This is a genomic window from Halochromatium roseum (genome assembly GCF_016653315.1).
Taxonomy (GTDB): domain Bacteria; phylum Pseudomonadota; class Gammaproteobacteria; order Chromatiales; family Chromatiaceae; genus Lamprobacter; species Lamprobacter roseus.
In genome coordinates this window covers 160,011-178,084 of record NZ_NHSH01000072.1, presented here as the reverse complement: position 1 = coordinate 178,084, position 18,074 = coordinate 160,011, and the positions used below count along the sequence as shown (strand labels likewise).

22 protein-coding genes are annotated in these 18,074 nt (G+C 61.7%); 4 read left to right on the top strand and 18 right to left on the bottom strand.

Features of this window, described 5'->3' with window-relative positions; all coding sequences use genetic code 11:
* Positions 1-111 precede the first annotated feature (111 nt).
* From prfB to CCR96_RS20435, 3 genes are all read left to right on the top strand, one after another.
* A protein-coding gene (gene prfB / locus CCR96_RS20445) for a peptide chain release factor 2 (protein ID WP_201222944.1) occupies positions 112-1,210 on the top strand; the annotation gives its coding sequence in 2 pieces (ribosomal slippage) (positions 112-186 and positions 188-1,210; 1,098 coding nt in all).
* 230 nt (positions 1,211-1,440) lie between these two features.
* Complete coding sequence (gene lysS / locus CCR96_RS20440; RefSeq protein WP_242519243.1) at positions 1,441-2,982, top strand: lysine--tRNA ligase; 1,542 nt, start codon at positions 1,441-1,443, stop codon at positions 2,980-2,982.
* 9 nt (positions 2,983-2,991) lie between these two features.
* Entirely contained in the window at positions 2,992-3,792 is an 801-nt protein-coding gene (locus CCR96_RS20435; protein ID WP_201222942.1) for a phosphate-starvation-inducible PsiE family protein, read from the top strand.
* A gap of 160 nt (positions 3,793-3,952) precedes the next feature.
* Here CCR96_RS20435 and CCR96_RS20430 read toward each other — a convergent pair whose 3' ends face one another.
* Positions 3,953-4,822, bottom strand: a complete 870-nt coding sequence (locus CCR96_RS20430) for a DUF6279 family lipoprotein (protein WP_201222940.1) — start codon at positions 4,820-4,822, stop codon at positions 3,953-3,955.
* Positions 4,823-5,012: 190 nt separating this feature from the next.
* On the opposite strand from CCR96_RS20430, the gene CCR96_RS20425 reads away from it, so the two are divergent.
* Entirely contained in the window at positions 5,013-5,384 is a 372-nt protein-coding gene (locus CCR96_RS20425) for a thiol-disulfide oxidoreductase DCC family protein (protein WP_201222938.1), read from the top strand.
* Positions 5,385-5,474: 90 nt separating this feature from the next.
* On the opposite strand, the gene CCR96_RS20420 is transcribed toward CCR96_RS20425, so the two are convergent.
* Genes CCR96_RS20420 through CCR96_RS20340 form a run of 17 tightly spaced genes read right to left on the bottom strand, consistent with a single transcriptional unit; the run spans position 5,475 to position 18,053 of the window.
* A complete protein-coding gene (locus CCR96_RS20420; RefSeq protein ID WP_201222936.1) occupies positions 5,475-6,032 on the bottom strand; it encodes a hypothetical protein in 558 nt (185 codons plus the stop codon).
* Positions 6,029-6,331: a nucleotidyltransferase domain-containing protein gene (locus tag CCR96_RS20415; protein ID WP_201222934.1), complete on the bottom strand. Its 303-nt coding sequence runs from the start codon at positions 6,329-6,331 to the stop codon at positions 6,029-6,031. Before CCR96_RS20415 ends, CCR96_RS20420 begins: the two co-directional genes overlap by 4 nt.
* Positions 6,332-6,374: 43 nt before the next feature.
* Positions 6,375-7,178, bottom strand: coding sequence for a ParA family protein (locus CCR96_RS20410; RefSeq protein ID WP_201222932.1), 804 nt, complete (start codon positions 7,176-7,178; stop codon positions 6,375-6,377).
* Positions 7,175-7,546, bottom strand: coding sequence for a response regulator (locus tag CCR96_RS20405; protein WP_201222930.1), 372 nt, complete (start codon positions 7,544-7,546; stop codon positions 7,175-7,177). The genes CCR96_RS20410 and CCR96_RS20405 overlap by 4 nt, the downstream gene beginning before the upstream one ends.
* Positions 7,543-8,709 (bottom strand): sensor histidine kinase, encoded by a 1,167-nt coding sequence (locus CCR96_RS20400; RefSeq protein WP_201222928.1) that lies wholly within the window; start codon positions 8,707-8,709, stop codon positions 7,543-7,545. The genes CCR96_RS20405 and CCR96_RS20400 overlap by 4 nt, the downstream gene beginning before the upstream one ends.
* A complete protein-coding gene (locus tag CCR96_RS20395) occupies positions 8,702-9,289 on the bottom strand; it encodes a SpoIIE family protein phosphatase (RefSeq protein ID WP_201222926.1) in 588 nt (195 codons plus the stop codon). The genes CCR96_RS20400 and CCR96_RS20395 overlap by 8 nt, the downstream gene beginning before the upstream one ends.
* Entirely contained in the window at positions 9,286-9,792 is a 507-nt protein-coding gene (locus tag CCR96_RS20390) for an anti-sigma regulatory factor (protein ID WP_201222925.1), read from the bottom strand. The genes CCR96_RS20395 and CCR96_RS20390 overlap by 4 nt, the downstream gene beginning before the upstream one ends.
* Before the next feature lies 1 nt (position 9,793).
* Positions 9,794-10,204 (bottom strand): anti-sigma regulatory factor, encoded by a 411-nt coding sequence (locus tag CCR96_RS20385; protein ID WP_201222923.1) that lies wholly within the window; start codon positions 10,202-10,204, stop codon positions 9,794-9,796.
* The gene (locus CCR96_RS20380) at positions 10,197-10,589 is read right to left on the bottom strand and encodes an STAS domain-containing protein (RefSeq protein ID WP_201222921.1); all 393 of its coding nucleotides are present in this window, start codon (positions 10,587-10,589) and stop codon (positions 10,197-10,199) included. Before CCR96_RS20380 ends, CCR96_RS20385 begins: the two co-directional genes overlap by 8 nt.
* On the bottom strand, positions 10,586-11,470 hold the full coding sequence (locus CCR96_RS20375) for an STAS domain-containing protein (RefSeq protein ID WP_201222919.1): 885 nt from the start codon (positions 11,468-11,470) through the stop codon (positions 10,586-10,588). The genes CCR96_RS20380 and CCR96_RS20375 overlap by 4 nt, the downstream gene beginning before the upstream one ends.
* Positions 11,471-11,511: 41 nt before the next feature.
* Positions 11,512-12,837 (bottom strand): methyl-accepting chemotaxis protein, encoded by a 1,326-nt coding sequence (locus tag CCR96_RS25390; protein WP_201222917.1) that lies wholly within the window; start codon positions 12,835-12,837, stop codon positions 11,512-11,514.
* A complete protein-coding gene (locus CCR96_RS20365) occupies positions 12,830-13,204 on the bottom strand; it encodes a response regulator (protein ID WP_201222915.1) in 375 nt (124 codons plus the stop codon). The genes CCR96_RS25390 and CCR96_RS20365 overlap by 8 nt, the downstream gene beginning before the upstream one ends.
* 11 nt (positions 13,205-13,215) lie before the next feature.
* The gene (locus CCR96_RS20360) at positions 13,216-13,452 is read right to left on the bottom strand and encodes a hypothetical protein (protein ID WP_201222913.1); all 237 of its coding nucleotides are present in this window, start codon (positions 13,450-13,452) and stop codon (positions 13,216-13,218) included.
* Positions 13,452-16,208 carry a chemotaxis protein CheA gene (locus CCR96_RS20355; RefSeq protein WP_201222911.1) on the bottom strand — a complete coding sequence of 919 codons (2,757 nt, stop codon included), beginning with the start codon at positions 16,206-16,208 and terminating at the stop codon, positions 13,452-13,454. The genes CCR96_RS20360 and CCR96_RS20355 overlap by 1 nt, the downstream gene beginning before the upstream one ends.
* Positions 16,205-16,579, bottom strand: coding sequence for a response regulator (locus CCR96_RS20350; RefSeq protein ID WP_201222909.1), 375 nt, complete (start codon positions 16,577-16,579; stop codon positions 16,205-16,207). Before CCR96_RS20350 ends, CCR96_RS20355 begins: the two co-directional genes overlap by 4 nt.
* Positions 16,576-17,421 carry a CheR family methyltransferase gene (locus CCR96_RS20345; RefSeq protein ID WP_201222907.1) on the bottom strand — a complete coding sequence of 282 codons (846 nt, stop codon included), beginning with the start codon at positions 17,419-17,421 and terminating at the stop codon, positions 16,576-16,578. Before CCR96_RS20345 ends, CCR96_RS20350 begins: the two co-directional genes overlap by 4 nt.
* Complete coding sequence (locus CCR96_RS20340) at positions 17,421-18,053, bottom strand: HEAT repeat domain-containing protein (RefSeq protein WP_201222905.1); 633 nt, start codon at positions 18,051-18,053, stop codon at positions 17,421-17,423. The genes CCR96_RS20345 and CCR96_RS20340 overlap by 1 nt, the downstream gene beginning before the upstream one ends.
* Positions 18,054-18,074 lie beyond the last annotated feature (21 nt).

The window sequence follows — 18,074 nt, the reverse complement described above, 5'->3', positions numbered from 1 at the left end:
GCATTAGGGCCTGATCCCAGTATAGACGATCGATAGGGCATGGCCGGTTTGCTCTGCGGCTGAGGTCCGGGCTGGGGTACAATCGATGGCTTTCATCCTGCGGAGACCCCCATGGAAGACATCAACCCGATTCGCGCTCAGATCGCCGACCTCAAGGGGCGCCTCGAGCTCCTTAGGGGGTATCTTTGACTACGCCGGCAAACAAGAGCGCCTGACCGAGGTTCTGCGCGAACTCGAAGTGCCCGAGGTCTGGTCCGACCCCGAGCGAGCACAAACGCTCGGCCGCGAACGCGCCTCGCTGGAGACCGTGGTCGATACCGTGCGTGAGCTCGATGCTGGCCTTGCTGACGCCGATGACCTCTTGGCCATGGCCGCCGATGAAGAAGACGTCGAGACCGTCGCGGCGGTGGTCGCTGATCTGCAAGGCTACGAGAAGCGCGTCGCTGAGCTCGAGTTCCGGCGTATGTTCTCCGGCGAGATGGACCCCAAGAACGCCTTTATCGACATCCAAGCCGGCTCTGGCGGCACCGAGGCGCAGGACTGGGCCGAGATGCTGCTGCGCATGTATCTGCGCTGGGCTGAGGCACACGGTTTTAAGGCCGAGCTCACTGAGGTCTCGGCGGGCGATGTGGCGGGGATCAAGTCGGCAACGGTGTCAGTGCAGGGCGACCATGCCTTCGGCTGGCTCCGCACCGAGACCGGCGTGCATCGGTTGGTGCGCAAGTCGCCATTCGATTCTGGCAATCGACGCCATACCTCGTTTGCGGCGGTGTTCGTCTCCCCTGAGATCGACGATTCCTTCGAGATCGAGCTCAATCCGGCCGATCTCCGCATCGATGTCTATCGGGCCTCCGGTGCTGGCGGTCAGCACGTCAACCGAACCGAATCGGCGGTGCGCATCACCCATCTGCCGACCAATACCGTGACCCAATGCCAGAATGGCCGCTCGCAGCATGCCAATAAAGATCAGGCAATGAAGCAGCTCAAGGCCAAGCTGTATGAGTTGGAGATGCAGAAGCGCCGCAGCGAGCAGCAGGCGCTAGAAGAAAGCAAGTCCGATATCGGCTGGGGCAGTCAGATCCGCTCCTATGTGTTGGATCAATCCCGGATCAAGGATCTACGCACCAATGTCGAGACTGGTAACACCCAGGCGGTGCTCGATGGCGGCCTTGATCCCTTTATCGAAGCGAGCCTCAAGAGCGGGCTTTGACGTGCCGCTGAGGCGTGCTGAAGTCGACGCCAAGTCGCCAACTCGTCAAGCGGCGAAGATAAAGAACCGGAGCCTAAAGGGCGCGAAGACCGGCAGTGCGGGTGCCGAGCGGTACGCTAGAGCGCGAGAGCCCGTCACGCGTGACCATTCAGCGGGTAGAACGTGCGCTTATTCGCCCTCCAAGCGAATAGGGCTGCCGCCACTGCCCATGTGAGAAACCTGTTGGACCTATGAACCAGACGAAGTCGAACGACGAAAACCATTTGCCTGCCATGCCGGATCAGGATGAAAACAAGCTGATCGCTCAGCGCCGCGAGAAGCTCAACGCCATCCGCGAGCAGGGTGGCACGGCCTTTCCGAATGATTTTCGGCGCAACGTTGTGGCTGGTGAGCTGCATGCGCACTATGCCGAGATGGATGGCGCTGAGCTAGAGACCCGTAATGTGCGCGCCAAGGTTGCGGGCCGGCTGATGAGCCGGCGCGTGATGGGTAAGGCGAGCTTCGCGCATCTGCAGGATATGAGTGGGCGTATCCAGCTGTTCGTGCAGCGCGACCTGATCGGTATCGATGAATATGCCTGGTTCAAGAAGGAGTTGGATATCGGCGATATCGTTGGCGTCTCTGGCCAGCTGTTCAAGACCAAGACTGGTGAGCTGTCGATCAAGGTCGAGCAGTTGCGGCTGTTGACCAAGTCACTGCGGCCACTGCCGGAGAAATGGCACGGGCTGGCGGATACCGAGAGCCGTTATCGCCAGCGCTACCTCGATCTGATCATGAACGAGGCCACGCGCGAGACCTTCCGCGTGCGCACCCAGCTGGTTCAGGCGATCCGTGATTTCCTCAACCAGCGCAGCTTCTTCGAGGTCGAGACGCCCATGATGCAGGCGATCCCGGGCGGTGCGGTCGCGCGGCCCTTCGTCACCCATCACAATGCGCTCGATATGCAGCTATTTCTGCGCATCGCGCCCGAGCTGTATCTCAAGCGCTTAGTCGTCGGTGGCTTTGAGCGTGTCTATGAGATCAACCGCAATTTCCGCAATGAAGGCCTCTCGACCCGGCACAACCCCGAATTCACGATGCTCGAGCTCTATCAGGCCTATGCGGATTACCACGACCTGATGGATCTCACCGAGACGCTCTTGCGCGAGCTCGCCGAGCGCGTGCTCGGAGCCACCGAAATCCACTATCAGGGCGAGACCTACGACTTCGCGCAGCCGTTCGCGCGCATGAGCGTGCGCGAGTCGATCCTCGAATTCAATCCAGACCTGAGCGCCGAAGATCTGGACTCGGTGGAGCGCGCGAGGGCTGTGGCTGAGCGTCTTGGCATCCATCTCAAGGACAGCTATGGCCTGGGCAAGCTGCAGATCGAGATCTTCGAGAAGACCGTCGAATCGCGGCTGATGCAGCCGACCTTCATCACCGCTTATCCGACCGAGGTTTCGCCTTTGGCACGACAGAGCGATGCTGATCCGTTCGTCACCGATCGCTTCGAATTCTTCGTCGGTGGCCGCGAGATCGCCAATGGCTTCTCCGAGCTGAATGATCCGGAGGACCAAGCCGAGCGCTTCCGCAAGCAGGTCGCGGACAAAGAGGCTGGCGATCTCGAGGCCATGCACTTCGATGCCGACTACATCTGCGCGCTCGAGCACGGCATGCCACCGACGGCGGGTGAAGGGATCGGTATCGATCGCTTGGTGATGTTGTTCACCGACGCCCCATCGATCCGCGACGTGCTACTGTTCCCGCACATGCGCCCACAAGAGGACCGCTGAGCATCCATCATGAGCAGCACGCGCTTTGACCTCGAATTTGCTGGTGAATTAACGCCAGGAACCAAACCCGGCCAAGCCCGGGCAAAGATCAAAGACCTATTCAAACTCTCTGACGAGGCCGTCGCCCAACTCTTCAACGGCACGCCGGTGACCGTCAAACGAGGAGTCGATAGCGCGCTCGCGTCGCGACTCCACGCCGCCTTTGCGCAGGCTGGGGCTCTGGTCCGCATCATCCCCGCCGGTGGTGGCGCTCCTAGCCTAGGCGCAGACGCGGAACGGCTATCGAGCGGGCAGGACAGCAGTCGTCCGGCTGCCGAGCTACCGCCGCTGGATCTCTTTGGCGCCGCTAAGCCAAAGCCGAAACACCCCCTCCTGCACGCGGCGTTCCACAACTTCGAGCGTGGCCTCGCCTTTGTGCTGCTGATTCTGATTGCCGGCGTCTCGGTACTCGCACTGATCGAACTCTGCGTGATCCTCTACAAAGACGTGATGATCGTCAAAAACGACGGCTTTCTGCTTGGCCTCGACGAACTGTTCGAGGTCTTCGGCATGTTCCTGATCGTGCTGATCGCCGTCGAGCTGATGGCCAGTATTTACATGTACATGGTCGATAAGTCCGTCCACGTGGAGATGATGCTACTGATCGCCATCACCGCATTGGCGCGTAAGGTCGTGGTGCTGGATCTCGAAGGCAAGGGTGATCCGGCCATGTACATGATCGGTATGGCCGCGCTGCTTGCGACGCTGCTCGGCGGCTACTACCTGATGAAACGGCTTGACAAATCGGTGTATCGACAAAGGTCCACTTAGAGCTTGATGATGGTATCGCTGTAGGCGACTGAATCAACGCCTTGGCTTTCATGCAAACGCGCGCCCGCAGACAGATGTCGATGGCCTCTGCGGCGACTTGTTAATGGCGACTTGATCATACCGATGGTCGCGGTTCAAGCGCATGTCCTTCGGTGGCGTTTCAGCCGCTACCGCAGTGCAGCGGCGCCAGCCTTGGCGTTTTTTGTAAGCGCATGAAATCGCGTTCGAGTCCCTCGAGTCGGCCGATGAAGCGCTCGCGTTGCGCGTCGCTCAGGGTTGGCTGCAGGCGCAGCAGCAGGTCGGCGAACGCATTGCGAAGTGCCGGTTGTGCTTCGGCCAAAGAACTCGGCAGGTCGCGGTAGTCGACGAGCCAGTCGATCATGAATTGCTCGATGCTCGCTTGCGAGGCCCCACCCCTGAGCAGCTTGATCAGCGCGTTGCGCTTGGCCGCGCGGTAGGCGTACCAAGCGGGTGCGGTATCTGGGATGCGGCGTGCCACATCGGCCACCAGCCCGCGTTGTGCTGAGCTGAGATCGGCGAACCACCAGCGCATCTGATCGATGTAACGCTCAGCTCGCTTGCGGGCGCGGCGCGCGGCCTCCTCGGCGCCAGCCTTGGCGGCATCTTCCTTGTCTTCCTCGACAAAGGTCTCGGCGAGGCGATCGATCTGCCGCGGAGACAGGCTGGCGAGGAGCGGCGCCGCGGTCGCCGAAGCGAGGCGGAAATGGCGCTGATAGAGCGTCTCGAACTGATCGAACAGACAGTCGATCTTGGCGCTGGTGAAGCCCTGGCGAGCATCCTGTGCCGCTTGGGCGAAGAAGCTCGCGAGATAGGGCAGCTCCTCGGCGCGGTGGCGCTCAAGCGCTGTCTCGAGCAGGGGCGACCAGTGCTGCATCTGGGCGCCATCGAGCCCCAGGTAGTCATCGGCATAGCGCTCGATGAAGAAGTCAGCGCTGTTGTAGGCCAACTGCACGCTAGAGCAGCCGGCGGTGAGTAGGCTCAACAGAATGGCGATGAGGATAGGGCGCATCGGCAGGACATCCTGATGGACTGATAACGAGGCGGCAGAGTTCTGGCTGTTCAACTGGCCTGGGCTGGGCGGTGCTGGATTGTGCTGGCTAGAGCCGGGCCGGGTTGGTCTCAGATAGGGTAAACGTTGATCTCCACGCAGTGGCCGCAATCTCAATGGATATCCGAAGCCAAGCCTCTACTGATTGACCATGACCGAGCTGAAAACGTTCTTTGACGGCGGCTGTCCGCTGTGCAGTCGTGAGATCGCCCATTATCGCAAAATCGACCGTGACGGTCGGATTCAGTGGATCGATATCACCCAAGAAGCCGATGCCTTGGCAGGTGCGGGGCTGGATCTGCCAAGCGCGATGCGTCGGCTGCATGTCCAAGCGTCTGATGGCCGTTTGCTCAGCGGCGTTGAGGCCTTCGTCGCGATCTGGCAGCGGCTGCCGCGCTGGTATCTACTGGCAGGATTGGTGACCAGGCTGCGACTGACGCAGCCGCTGGAATGGGGCTATCAGCGTTTCGCTGAGCGCCGCTTTCGGCAGCGTTGCGCGGAGGGTGCCTGCACGCTTGATTGAACAAGCGCACGATAGGCGTCGTCCTTCCGGGCGGGGCGCAGGATGCTAACCCGCTCGTCTCAAGGGGGCCACAACCGGTATCTTCTCGGATCAGGGATTCAAAGGCGGCGCGCGCCTGGCTGGCTCCGTGGTCGCCCGGAACTCAGCGGCAAAACTCTCTGACAAGGGATGCACGTCCAAGGCGCTGTCGCAGTAGTCCACGAAGCGTGCGGCGACGCCATAGAGCATGGGTGTGAGCCGATTCAGCGTGTTGAAGTGTTCCGCGATCGCCGCGTAGTCAGTCTCGTAGGCATGCGCCGCCAGGTTGCGTGTCGCCCGGCACAGCTGCCAATCGGTCAGCGCGTCGAGAATGCCGATTTTTTCGTAGAAGGCCAGCATCTTCAGGAAGGTGTCTCCCGGTTCGCCGGAGAGCAGGTAGGCGTGGCGCATGGCCGCGCCGAGGGTATCCTGCAATTTCGCGAACCGCTCATTCATCGCGGCGAGCGTCTCGAATAACGCGATCTCTTTGTAACGCGCGGCAAGCTCTTCGGGTTGGAGCGGCCAGGGGGCTTTGGCGCGTGAGGCTTGCAGGAAGTAGACGCAGCGCTGAATGGCTTCCAGCAGACCGGCGAGGTGACGCTGTTCGGCGACGAGCGGTGGTATGGTCATGTCGGCAGTCTCAAGGGCTGGGCGCGAGCGCGGGCGAGTTGCTGAAATGGCGAGGCCGCCCTGTCATGATCGTCAACGATCAGATCCACCGGCAGTCCGAGTTGGGTTTCCAAGTCGAGCTGCAAGCGGGCGCGCTCGAGCAATGGCATGGGCGTTGCGGTTTCGACGAGTAGGTCGAGGTCGCCGCCACGCGCTCGGTCATCGAGGCGCGAGCCAAACAGATAGGTGCGCGCTGAATGGCCGGCATGTTCGGAGACGATACGCAGTATGGCTTCGATTTGTATCGGCGTCAGGCGCATGGCTTGCCTTTGCTGTATTGGCTTCGGGCCGGACTATCCAGGACTATCCAACCGCTGTCCGCAGACAGGCCTCGATCGCCTCAAACGCCTGCTGATAATCCTGTTGGCCGCGGCTGCGCGGGGCGTAGTGGCGCACCGGCTGGCCGGCGGCGAAGGCCTCGGCGAGCTTGATGTCGTTGCGGATGCCACCTAAGACGCGCTGCTCGCCGAATTGCTCCGCGACCTGGGTGCGGATCAGCCGATGCTGTCCGATCCGCGTATCGAGCATCACCGGCAGCACGCCGAGCAGGCGCAGTCGGGTGTTGGTGCGCAGGGCGACCTGGAAGAAGACCCGTGAGAGCTGTTTGACACCTTCGCCGGCGAGTGGATGCGGCACGAACGGGATGATCGCCCAGTGCGCGGCCGAGAGGGCGTTGAACAGCAGGTGATCGAGCGAGGGTGGTGAGTCGATGATGATCTGATCGTAGCGCTCGCTGATCGCCGACTCGGCGAGGGCGCGGGCCAGGATTTGGTCATCATCGCGGATGTTGCCGTGGCGAAAGTCGGTGCTGGCGGGAACCAGATCGAGCCCCTCCCAGGCTGTCGTGCGGCACAGCTCGGCCAGCGTCGGTGGTGCCTCGGCAAACAGGTGATGGGCGCTGAGCTGCCCCGGCGCTGGCCGCAGACCCAGCCCGAAGGCACAATGGCCTTGGGTGTCCAGATCGATCAGTAAGGTCCGTTTGCCAGCGGCGGCGAAGGCGGCGGCCAGGTTGACCGCCGTGGTGGTCTTGCCGGTGCCGCCCTTGCGATTCGCCACCGCCAGTACGCTGGGACCAGGCGTCTCGCCAGCGCTTGCGGTTGTGGTCATGGTTGCAGCGCGTCGGCGAGCGCTTGGCGCAGGTTGTCGCGCGTGAACGGCTTCGGCAGCGTCGCCTTAACGCCCATCAGTGTGGCCGATTCGAGGTTGAACTCCAGGCTGATTGAGCGCCTGCCGCCAGACATGGCGATGATTGGGATGTCTCGTTGCTGTTGATTGAGAGCGGAGATCAGTTCGATGCCATCGCCATCTGGCATCAGGATGTCGGTCATGATCAGATCGGGGGATTCCGTCTCCAACAGCGCAAGGGCCTGGGTGCCGTTGATGGCATTGAGCACCTGATGACCCTCCTTGTGCAGCATGGCTTCGAGCATGGTGCGGAACAGTTCGTCGTCGTCAACAATCAGGGTCGTTGTCATGGCTCGTCGTCTTTTGTCGCTGGGCCCGGCGCCTCGCGGGCGTTTTCGTCAAGTGCTCCCGGTTCGAAGGTCCCGGTGAGTGCTGGCAGATCGATGCTAAAGCGGGTGCCGAGGCCGGGAGTGCTGTCTAGGCTGATGGTACCGCCCATGCTGGTCACTAGGCCATGGATCACCGAGAGGCCGAGGCCAGTGCCCTTGCCGGGCGCCTTGGTAGTGAAGAAAGGATCGAAGATGCGCGCTCTTGTCTCCATCGTCATGCCTTCGCCGTTGTCGCTCACGCTCAAGCGAACCTGCGTCTTAGGCGGGTCGTTTGGCGGCTCGGTCCAATGTTCGCCAAGCCATTCGGTCGGCGTACTCTCCACCCGGGTTTCGATGCCAACCTGGATGCGGCCATCGCGCACCTGGATGGCGTCGGCGGCATTGATGCAGAGGTTCATGATGATCTGCTGGATCTGACTCGCGTCGGCCATCACCCAAGCCTGCGGGACCAACGGCTCGAGCACGAGGCGAATGCCGACCGGCAGGGTCGCGCGCAGCAACTCGAGCGTCTCGGCGGCGACCGGCACCACATCCACTGGCTCGCGCACCTCGGGCATGTCACGGGCAAAGGTCAGCAGACGCGCGGTGAGGTCGCGCGCCCGAAAGCTCGCTTGCAGGATGTGCTGCAGGTATTGGCCGCCAGGAGAGGTCTGATCGACCTCATCGGTGAGCAACTCGCTAAAGCCGATGATGCTGCCGAGGATGTTGTTGAACTCATGCGCGACGCCGGCGGCTAGGGTGCCGATCGATTCCAGGCGACGTATCTGATCGATGCGGGCGTTGAGAATGACGCTGGTGCGATGTTCAAGCTGCTCGCGAAAGCTCAGGCTGTAGGCCATGTAGGCCTCCATCAGCGGCGCCGTGACCCGGTGCGCGATGCTCGGCAGGGTCAGTTGCGGATGCGCCTGTGCGAGGTCGACTAGCGCCTCGTGATGGACCTCGCTCACCTCTTCGAGTGGGATCTCTGCGCGCATCATCTCGCGGCCGAGCTCGGCGGCCTCGGCAAGGGCAGTCTCGACCACCAGCGGATCATCGCTGAGCACGGCCCGGTGTAGCAGCCGCGCGTAGCGAGCTGCGATGCTGTCCGGCGGCGCTGCGTCGGCTTGGACGGGGGCTTCAGGCATGCTGGTAGATGAGGAGGGAGGCATCGTCGTGCGGACTCGCCCAGCGCTCGAGCAGGGCCTCCGCGGTGGCCTGGTTGGGTTCGGCATCCTGCAGCGCATCGGCGATCTGGGCGCCTTCGCTGATGCCGTCAGAGAACATCACCAACCAGTCTCCAGGTAGAAAGTCATGCTGTTCCAGGTAGAGGTTGCGGAAGTGTGCGCCAACGATGCCGCGCGCGCCACCGAGCCGCGTGATCCGTCCCTGGCGCAGCAGCAGCGAGCGGATGTTGCCGACCGCGGCATGGGTCAGGTAGTGAGCTTGGAGATCGATGTCGGCCAGCGCCAGTGCCACGCCACGGCTGTCGAGCAGTTGTTCATCGCAGCGTTGAAAACGGGCGTCGATGGGTAAGTGGCGCAGGGCGCTCAGGATCTGTATGGCGCGAGCTGCGGCCTGATGGGCGCCTGGGCCATGCCCGAGGCCATCGGCCAGGGCGAGCCGAAGTGGCGACTCATCTGACCAGACGCCGACCTGATCGCCGCAGACCGATTCGCCGGGCATCGGTCGCAAGGCCAAACCTAGATTGGCCAGCCTGGCGTTCATGGTGCTGTCCGCGTGGGTGCGAGCGAGCCGGCTTCTGTGCTTATGGGCGCTGTCGGTAGCAGCGCTGGCTGGCGCCATTTGACAGCGCGAATGCGGGTGCCCTGGTGCGCCGAGGTGTCGATGCTAAACTCATCCATCAGGCGACTCGCGCCGGGCAAGCCGCAGCCAAGACGCGCGCCGGTGCTGAAGCCCTCGGTCATCGCGAGGGCTAGATCCGGAATACCCGGGCCTTGATCCTCAACGCGAAGCTCGACGCCGATACGGTTTGCCTTCGCGGGATCTTCGATGACGTGCAGTTGCACCATGCCGCCACCAGCGTAGACGGCCAGATTGGTCGCCAGCTCTGAGGTCGCGGTGGCCAGATGATAGGCCCGCACCTGACTGAAGCCGAGATGCTCGGCGAGCTGTCGCGCGCCACGTGCGACCGCCATCACGTCGGCTTCGGTCTGGATCGAGAAGCGACGGCTGCCACACTCCTCGCTCGGCGCGGGAAGGTCAACCATCTCAGCGGGCTTTGCGGATGCTGATGACGACACGGGTCAGTCCCGGCTCTGAGCTGATCTGGAAATGATCCACCAAGCGACGCGTGCCAGGGAGACCTGCGCCAAGTCCGCCGCTTGTGCTGAAGCCATCGGCCAGGGCCAGGGCCAGATCGGGGATGCCAGGGCCGTGATCCTCGACGCTGACCCGAATACTGCAGCCATCCTCATCGGCGTGCTCCTCGATCAGACAACTGCCCTCGCCGGCGTACTGGATGACGTTGCGAGTGAGTTCCGAGACCGCCGTGGCAAGTCGAGTCTGATAGGCGCGGCCGAAGCCCAGACGCGCGCTATGTTCGCGCGCGGCATGGCGAGCGGTGACGATGTCGTTATGGCTACGGATGGCGATACGCTCGGCGGGTGCTGGCTCATTCATCCTCGTCACCGGCGAAGCGAATGTCACCCCGACTGGCGATGCGTGTCTTGAGCTGTTCCAGGCCTTGATCTAGGTTGAAGGTGCAATCGGCGCCGATCAAGTCGCGGCCCATCTCGATCAGGGTCATGGCGACAAAGGGCTGTACCCCGCAGATCACGACCTCGGCGCCGAGCAGGCGCACCATGCTGGCGGTGTCGTTGATGACGCGCGCCATGTAGGAGTCGACCACGTCCAACGCGGTGATGTCGACGGCGACGCCAAGCGCCTCGATCTCGGCGACCTCGTTGACCAGGTCCGACTGGAACTGCATGGCCTCGGTGTCGGTGAGATCCTCCTGGATGGACGCCAGGAGGATGCGCCCCAGTCGCAGGATCGGGATCTTCATCGCGGGCTGGCCTCCATCGCCGCGATGCGCTTGCCGGTGATCAGCAGGGCCTCGGCGATGCCGGCGCGCAGGCTGGCACGCGAGATGACATCGCCGAAGCGAATGCCGAGCTTGGTCAGGGTCTGCGCCCCCTCGGGGCTGATGCCGGTGAGCACCACGCGGCTGCCGAGCAGACGCGCGGCATCGATGGTCTTCATGATGTGCTGGGCGACGCTGGTGTCGATGATCGGCACTCCGGTGAGGTCGATGACTGTCACTCGCGCCTCGTACTTGGCGATGGCCTCAAGCAGATGATCGGTAATCTGGCGGGCACGGCCGGTATCGATGACGCCGACCAGCGGCAGCAGCAGGATCTGATGCCAGAGCCGCAGCACCGGGGTCGAGAGTTCCATGATCGAGATGCTCTGCTCGGAGATATAGCGATCGCGCTGGGCGAGCGCGAGATCGAAGGTCTGCCGTGCAATCTGCTCGAAGCAGTGGTCGAGCCACAGGATCGAACGCTCCTCGACAGCTTGGTCAGCAGCGGCAAACAGCGCCTTGAACAGCAGGTGTTTCAGATACAGCAGGAAGCCAAGGGTATCGGAGAGGCTGCGCTGCAGCCGGGCCTGTTCGGCGACCAACTGCTTCAACGGTGGTTCCAGTGCCGTTTGCTGTTCACGCTCTAATCTGGATGGCTGATCTGTTGCTAGTGAGATCTCCCGCGAGGCGGCTTGATCGAGCTGCGTCATGAGGACATAGAACAGCTCCCGCAGTGGTTCGATCAGCTCCGGATGCGCGCTGCTGAAGCTGCCGTCGGAGGAGGTCTGGGAGAGATCGCGTAACCAGTGCTCGAGCAGTTCGTCTTGACGGTGCTTTAGGACCTGGGAAAGTGACGGGGTCATGATAAAGGCCTAGTGGAGACGTGGAAGCAGCGCGGTCGGCCTCAGAACAGCTCGATGCGTGGGCCGGTATCAACCTCGGTCTCGGCGCTGGCATGATCTGGGTGGCTATGCCGAGCCTCGCTTTCGAGATACTCCTGCAGCAACTGCTGCAAGGCATCCGTGAGCTGCTGCAGCCTATCGGGTTCTGGGTTGTCATCGACACTGATTTGGGTCACCGCCGTATAAAGCGCCTGGCGCTGCATGAGCGTGTTGTTGATGCGCGTTAAACGCTGACTCTCGACATCCTGATACTGCAACAACCCGAGCATATCGGCAATCTGCTCGGCCAGCTCGGTGTTGTGTCGGGTCACCACGGCGAACAGCGTCTTGTAGAACTGCCGCATGTCCTCGTAGCTGTGCTGAAGCTTCTCGAAGGCCTCGGCGACCTGATTGGCCTGTTCTAGCTCGTGGCTGGCGTTGGCCAGATCGCTCTCGTTGAGGCTTTTCTGCACCGCGCTTAGGGCGTGATCGAGACCGGATTCGATGGTATGAGCGGCTTCTGACGAGCGGGTTGCCAACCTACGAACCTCGGCGGCAACCACGGCGAAGCCGCGTCCGGCCTCGCCGGCGCGGGCGGCCTCAATGGCGGCATTGATCGATAGCATGTTGGTCTGCTGGCTGATCGACTTAATCGATCCGGCGAGGCCTTCAAGATGCTTGACCTCGGTGAAGATGCTTTCGACGGCCTGATTGTTTTGGCGAATCTTGTCCGGCAATTGCTGGACAAAGCTAGCGATCTTGTTCATCTCGTCAACACCCTCACGGATGTCCGAGGCCATATCGCTAGCGTTGGTGTCGGAATGCTGCAGATAGTCGAGCAGTTTGCGCGCAGAGCTATTCAGATCATTGACGCGGGTGATCAGGGTGAGCGTCGAGGACTCGCTATCGCTCACCGCGAGCTGCAGCTGATCTTGCAGGGCGTCATCGATATGGGCGCTGGCGCTCAGCGTGCGCTGGGCATCGTCGAATTGGTGGCTGAGTCCTTCCTGCTCGCGGTTGAGGATACCGAAGCTGGCGCGAAACAGCAGCACGGTAGTGAGGGCGAGGGTAAGCAACAGCAGGGCGCCAACGAGCACCGCCAAGGCGAGCGCATCGCTGATGGAAAGCATCCGCGCCAGGTGTTGTGACCAGGGGTAGCCCAGGTAAACCACACCGCTGAGCAGGAGCGTGCCAAGCCCGATCGCGCCCGCCGTGATGAACTGCAGACGACGAAAATGCTGGCTGCGAGTCGCCTCCGCGGGCGGTTGCAAGGCGGCCGCGATCTCACGCAGCCGGTCGAGCTTGGGCAGCCTGCGCGACGCGAGCCAGCGCGACAGCCGCTCAAGCACCCGGCAGCACCTGTTTGATGACCTTGACCAGATCACTGCCACTGGTCGGCTTCAGCAGCCAGCCGGTCGCGCCGAGCTTCTTAGCCTCGTCGCGTTTGGCCTGCTGACTCTCGGTGGTCAGTGCCAGGATTGGTATGAAGCGCATGCCGGGCAGGGCGCGCGCCTTGCCGATGAACTCGATACCGCCCATGTTCGGCATGTTGATGTCGGTGATGATGAGATCCGGCTTGACGCCGCTCTTGAGCTTGTCGATGGCCTGAACGCCATCATTGGCGGTCTCAACCTTGAAACCAGCGATCTCCAGGCTGGCCTTGAGGCTCATGACCATGGTGGCGGCATCATCGACCACGAGAATGGTCTTGGGCATGGTTGGGCTCCTTAATCGTCGAGTGCGGCTTTTAGCCAGTCAGTGAGTTCCGGATCATCCGGCCAGGCTTGTATTCTTGGCCGCAGTGCCATCAGCACTTGTAGATTTGCGGCATGCAGGTGGTTGCAGTTGCTGAGGTCGACCTGTGCCTGAGGATGTTCGAGCAGCCATTCGAGCAGGGTTTCGGCCTCTTCGACGCCCAGAATGTCGTTGATGACAACCGTCTCGTCGTGAAAATCCATGCCCATCACAGCAGACCTCTGGGGTTGATGACCAGTAACACCGAGCCATCGCCTAATAGAGCAGAGCCGGCATACCCTTTGATGCTGCCAAGGAAGCCGGCGAGGGGTTTGAGAATGATATCCACGGTTTCCAAGCAATCATCAACCAGGATGCCGAGAAAATCATGCTCGAGACGCACCACCAGCACGGCAAATTCGCGGTCATCGTTGGCAACCTGCGGCTGATCCAGGCCGAGTAGATCGTTCAGCGCCATCAGCGGCATCACGCGTCCGCGCAAGACGGTGGTTTTCTGCTGTTTGATAAGCTGGATATTGGCCTCGGGCACGCGCACGGTCTCGGCCACGGCATCCATCGAAACGCCGAAGCGCTGTCCGGCGGATTGGATGATCATCACATTGCTCACCGCCATCGACAGCGGCAGCGAGAGGCGCAGACGAGTGCCCTTGCCGAACTCGCTCTTGAGATCGATGCTGCCGTTGACTTGGGCCACCGCGTTGCGCACGACGTCCATGCCAACACCGCGACCGGAGAGGTCGGACACCTTGGCGGCGGTTGAGAAGCCGGCGGCGAAGACCAGGTTCACCGCCTCTTGATCGCTGAGTCGCTCTAGGGCCTGCTCATCGATGATGCCCTTCTCGTAGGCCTTGCGACGAATCGTATCCGGATCGATGCCGCGGCCATCGTCGGCGATCTCGATCACCACTCGATCCGACTCCGAGCGCGCGCGAATACTCAGTTGTCCGGTTGGCGGCTTGCCGGCGGCGCGACGCTCATCGGCCGTCTCCAGACCATGATCGAGGCTATTGCGAATGATATGGACAAGGGGGTCGGCGAGGGATTCGATGACGTTCTTATCCGCCTCGGTGGACTCACCCTCCATCACCAGATGCACCTCCTTGCCGAGCTTGTTCGCGGTATCGCGTACCAACCGGGGGAAGCGCTGGAAGACAAAAGACACCGGCAGCAGACGGATCTGCATGATGGCGTCCTGCATCTCGTCGGCGATGCGATGGATGGTGCTGTACTGGGCCTTGATCTCGCGCGCAAGGTCGCGCACACCAAACACCTTTTCGGCGCGGGCGGCGAGATAGGGCAGGGCATTCTTGGCGACAATCATCTCGCCGATCAGGTTCATCATGGTGTCGATCTTGGTCTGATCGACCTTGATCGAGCTTGGCGCGGCGTAGCTATCCTCGAGCCGGCGTCCGAACTTGCGCGCCGGGGGCTGCGCACTTGCCGCAGCGTCCGCTGGCGTGCTGGCCGTTACGACCTCGGGTGAGGAATCGAGCGAGGTCGCATCATCCGGCGCGGGTGAAGCGGTTTGCGATTCGAGGGCCGCCATTGCATTCGCGGCGCTGGCTAGATAGGGCGCGCCGTTGACCTCAAGCCAGGCCCGAAGAGGTTGCGGATGCGTCTGCTCCAGCGCCTGCTCCAGCGCCTGTTCTAAAGGCGCCAGCAAGGCCTCTTGCCCGAGACATCGGAAGGCGGCGCGCAGGCTGGCGGCTACCGCGTGCAAGCGACCTGGCAGCCAGTCCGGGTGATCATCCAGGGCCAGGATTTCGGCCTGTGTTTGCAGGATGCCGGTGAGGTGTTCATCGATCGCGATCGACTCGGGTTGCGGCATCGCTGATACGCCTGTTGCCGCATTGGCCGAGGTCGCCGTTGGCGGCATCGAGGTTGCGGCTGGATCTTCCTGTTGGCGAATGCGCTGCAGCAGGGCCGCTGCCAAGCGCTGATCCTCGGGTTGGGTTTCCAGGAGCAGCAGCAGCCAGCGCATCGCCGAGGCAATGCGCAATTCGGGAGCGGTCAGTTCCAACAGCACCTTGCTGCTCTGGATCAGGCTCGGCAGATCACCTTGGTGCAGAGACGCCATGGCGCTTTGCAAATAGTCGGCGACAGGCACAGCATCATGCTCGGCACCGGACGGGATGGGCAGGTCGTCGAGCGCGATGGGCCGGATCTGGACCTGATCGGGCACATAGCGAAAATGCTCCAAGAGGCCCTCGCGGTCCATGGCGGTAATGCACTCAAAGCGCAGCAGGCAACGGTAGGCATCCAGGGCCTCCGCGGCTGGCCAAGGCTCGCGCGCACTGAGTGCCCGCCAAGCCAGTGTCGGTAGCTGGATGATCTGGAACAAGGGGTCTTCGCCCTTATAGAAGCAGCCCTCCTCGGGCTGGTAACAGATCCAGAAGAAGGTCTCTCCCGCCAGCATCCGCTCAAAGAGATGCATGCGCACCGCTTCTGGAACCTGCGCCAGCGCAAGGTCCTGGTCTGCATCGTTTGCCGCTTCTGCCGCTTCGGTTGCTGATTCGGTTGCTGTGTCTGTGGCTGGGTTCGTGCTGGTTAGGGTTTCCGGCTGCGCCTTCTCAGGCTTGAGTTGCTTCAACGAGCCCGCAAGATCGAGCGCCGCAGCAGAGCGTTCGGCATCCGCCGGCAGGCTGTCGGTGCCGGCCTGTTGGATCTCGTCGAGCACGGCTGAGACGAAATCCATCGCCTCTAACAGTTGGTCAGCGAGGTCTTGGGAATAACTCGCCTCGCCGGCCCTGACCGTATCCATCAGGTCTTCGGCCGCGTGCAACACGCGGATCATCTCTGGCAGCTCGAACAGACCGCTGTTGCCCTTGAGGGTATGCACCAATCGGAACAGCTCACCCATCAGCGCCTCATCGTTGGGCGCGGTCTCCAGCTGCAGTAGTTTTTCGCCGATGCTCTGGATGGCATCGCGCGATTCACTGAGAAACTGTTCCAGTAATGGATTCATGTCCGTTGCCACTCCCCGAGCAGGCTCTGCACATAAGGCAGGAGGTGTTCAGGCCGGGTCGGTTTAAGGATATAGAGATTGGCGCCGGCCACCAAGGCGGCTTGGCGATCACTGTCGGAGGATTCAGTCGAGATCATGATCGCCGGTGCCTGGGGCATCTCGCGCTGACGCAGCGCGCGCAGAAAGCCGTAGCCGTCGAGCTTGGGCATGTTGATATCAACAAGATACAGATCGAAGGGCGCCTCCTCGATCTTTTCTAGGGCCTCTAGTCCATTGATGGCCTCGGCGACCTGATATCCCGCTTTTTCGAGGATTTCCCTGTGATAGAGCCGAACCGTGGCAGCGTCATCGATGACCAGAATGCGCTTCATCTCGCCTCCAGGGGTTTTTGATAGACGATGGCTTCGGGAAATCGCCGAATCTGAAACAAGGATGAGATGCGGCTCATGGCTTCGGAGTGACCAAGGCAGATGAAACCGCCTGGGTTCAGGGCATCGTAGAAGGATTCAGCGGTTTTCTTGCGCGAGAGGTCATCGAAGTAGATCAGCAGGTTGCGACAGAAGATGACATCGAAATGACGGTGGCTACGCATGTCGGCGCTGTCGCTGACATTGACCTGGGTAAACTCGACCGCTTCGCGCAGGGTCTGGCGAACCTGATACTGGGTACCGACGCGCATGAAGTACTTCTTCAACAAGGGCTCGGGCACATGCTGCACCGCACGCTCGCCATACAGCCCCTGCTTGGCAAGCTTCAGGATCGAGGTGTCGATGTCCGAGGAGATGATCTCAACATCCCATTGGCGCAACAGTGGCCAGTGTTCGAGCAGGTACATGGCGATGCCATAGGGCTCCTCACCAGAGGACGAGGGCACGGACCAGATGCGGATCGGCTTGTTCAGCGGGCGCCGGGTCACAAGCTCTGCCAGCATTGAGTCGACCAGGCAGCGAAACTGATACTCCTCGCGAAAGAAGTAGGTCTCGTTCACCGTCATCAGGTTGATCAGCGCCTGTAATTCGGCGCCGGAGGCCTGGAAACGCAGCATGGTGAAGTAGCCGCGAAAGGTCTCGTTGTTGGTCGCGGCCATGCGATCGAGTAGGCGCTTGTCGACGAAATAGCGCTTGCTGTCCTCGAACAGCATGCCCGTCTTGCGATAAAAGAATTCCCGGAACTTCTGGAAATCTTCGTCGCTGATCTGCGGTTGATTGGGCATCACGCGCCGTCGGCCTCGATACGCTTGAGCGCGAGATCAGCGGCGAATTGGATATAAGGCTCATCGGCAAAGCGCTGTTTCAGCGACAACAGGGCGGTCTTGGCCTGGTCGCTGCCGACCTCGCCGAGCAGGTCAACCGCGGTGGCGCAGACATTCACATGGGCATCTTGGCTGATGACCTCGATGAGCCATTCCTCGACGCGCGGATGTCGCAGAGACTCGAGCACGTCGACAGCGAAGATGCGCACATCAGGATCGGGGTCTTGAAGCAGACGGCCCATAAAGGGCGCGACCTGATCGGGTAATTCCTTCAGCACATCAATGGCTGCATTGCGCAGCATCGCATCCTCCAGATAGAGGCAGTCGATCAGTCCCTGAATGGCGGCCTCATTGCCAATGTTGGTCAGCGAACTCAGGATGACCTGGCGAACACTGTTTTCTGGTTCGCGGCGCAGTTGCTTGACAAGGTCGGCGGTCGCCTCGGGATGAGCGGCTAGATCGCGCGCCGCCCAGCGCCGCGCCATCGGCTCATCCGCGTGCAAGGCCTGCAGCAGGCCATCTAGATCGCGTGCCTGATGGCGCTCGCCGGGGATATCGGTCTCCGGTGTCGGTTTGCCCTTCTTGAGTCCCATAATCTGCGTGCCTTGGCCTCG

Coding starts and splice junctions, on each gene's coding strand:
- CCR96_RS20355 (WP_201222911.1), bottom strand. CDS start 16,208: ATGAATCCATTACTGGAACAGTTTCTCAGTGAATCGCGCGATGCCATC.
- CCR96_RS20410 (WP_201222932.1), bottom strand. CDS start 7,178: ATGACCACAACCGCAAGCGCTGGCGAGACGCCTGGTCCCAGCGTACTG.
- CCR96_RS20430 (WP_201222940.1), bottom strand. CDS start 4,822: ATGCGCCCTATCCTCATCGCCATTCTGTTGAGCCTACTCACCGCCGGC.
- CCR96_RS20400 (WP_201222928.1), bottom strand. CDS start 8,709: ATGCCTGAAGCCCCCGTCCAAGCCGACGCAGCGCCGCCGGACAGCATC.
- CCR96_RS20375 (WP_201222919.1), bottom strand. CDS start 11,470: ATGACCCCGTCACTTTCCCAGGTCCTAAAGCACCGTCAAGACGAACTG.
- CCR96_RS20390 (WP_201222925.1), bottom strand. CDS start 9,792: ATGGTTGACCTTCCCGCGCCGAGCGAGGAGTGTGGCAGCCGTCGCTTC.
- CCR96_RS20350 (WP_201222909.1), bottom strand. CDS start 16,579: ATGAAGCGCATTCTGGTCATCGATGACGCTGCCACGGTTCGGCTCTAT.
- CCR96_RS20415 (WP_201222934.1), bottom strand. CDS start 6,331: ATGCGCCTGACGCCGATACAAATCGAAGCCATACTGCGTATCGTCTCC.
- CCR96_RS20380 (WP_201222921.1), bottom strand. CDS start 10,589: ATGAAGATCCCGATCCTGCGACTGGGGCGCATCCTCCTGGCGTCCATC.
- CCR96_RS20385 (WP_201222923.1), bottom strand. CDS start 10,204: ATGAATGAGCCAGCACCCGCCGAGCGTATCGCCATCCGTAGCCATAAC.
- CCR96_RS20365 (WP_201222915.1), bottom strand. CDS start 13,204: ATGCCCAAGACCATTCTCGTGGTCGATGATGCCGCCACCATGGTCATG.
- CCR96_RS20405 (WP_201222930.1), bottom strand. CDS start 7,546: ATGACAACGACCCTGATTGTTGACGACGACGAACTGTTCCGCACCATG.
- CCR96_RS20425 (WP_201222938.1), top strand. CDS start 5,013: ATGACCGAGCTGAAAACGTTCTTTGACGGCGGCTGTCCGCTGTGCAGT.
- lysS (WP_242519243.1), top strand. CDS start 1,441: ATGAACCAGACGAAGTCGAACGACGAAAACCATTTGCCTGCCATGCCG.
- CCR96_RS20345 (WP_201222907.1), bottom strand. CDS start 17,421: ATGCCCAATCAACCGCAGATCAGCGACGAAGATTTCCAGAAGTTCCGG.
- CCR96_RS20435 (WP_201222942.1), top strand. CDS start 2,992: ATGAGCAGCACGCGCTTTGACCTCGAATTTGCTGGTGAATTAACGCCA.
- CCR96_RS20340 (WP_201222905.1), bottom strand. CDS start 18,053: ATGGGACTCAAGAAGGGCAAACCGACACCGGAGACCGATATCCCCGGC.
- CCR96_RS20420 (WP_201222936.1), bottom strand. CDS start 6,032: ATGACCATACCACCGCTCGTCGCCGAACAGCGTCACCTCGCCGGTCTG.
- CCR96_RS20395 (WP_201222926.1), bottom strand. CDS start 9,289: ATGAACGCCAGGCTGGCCAATCTAGGTTTGGCCTTGCGACCGATGCCC.
- CCR96_RS20360 (WP_201222913.1), bottom strand. CDS start 13,452: ATGGGCATGGATTTTCACGACGAGACGGTTGTCATCAACGACATTCTG.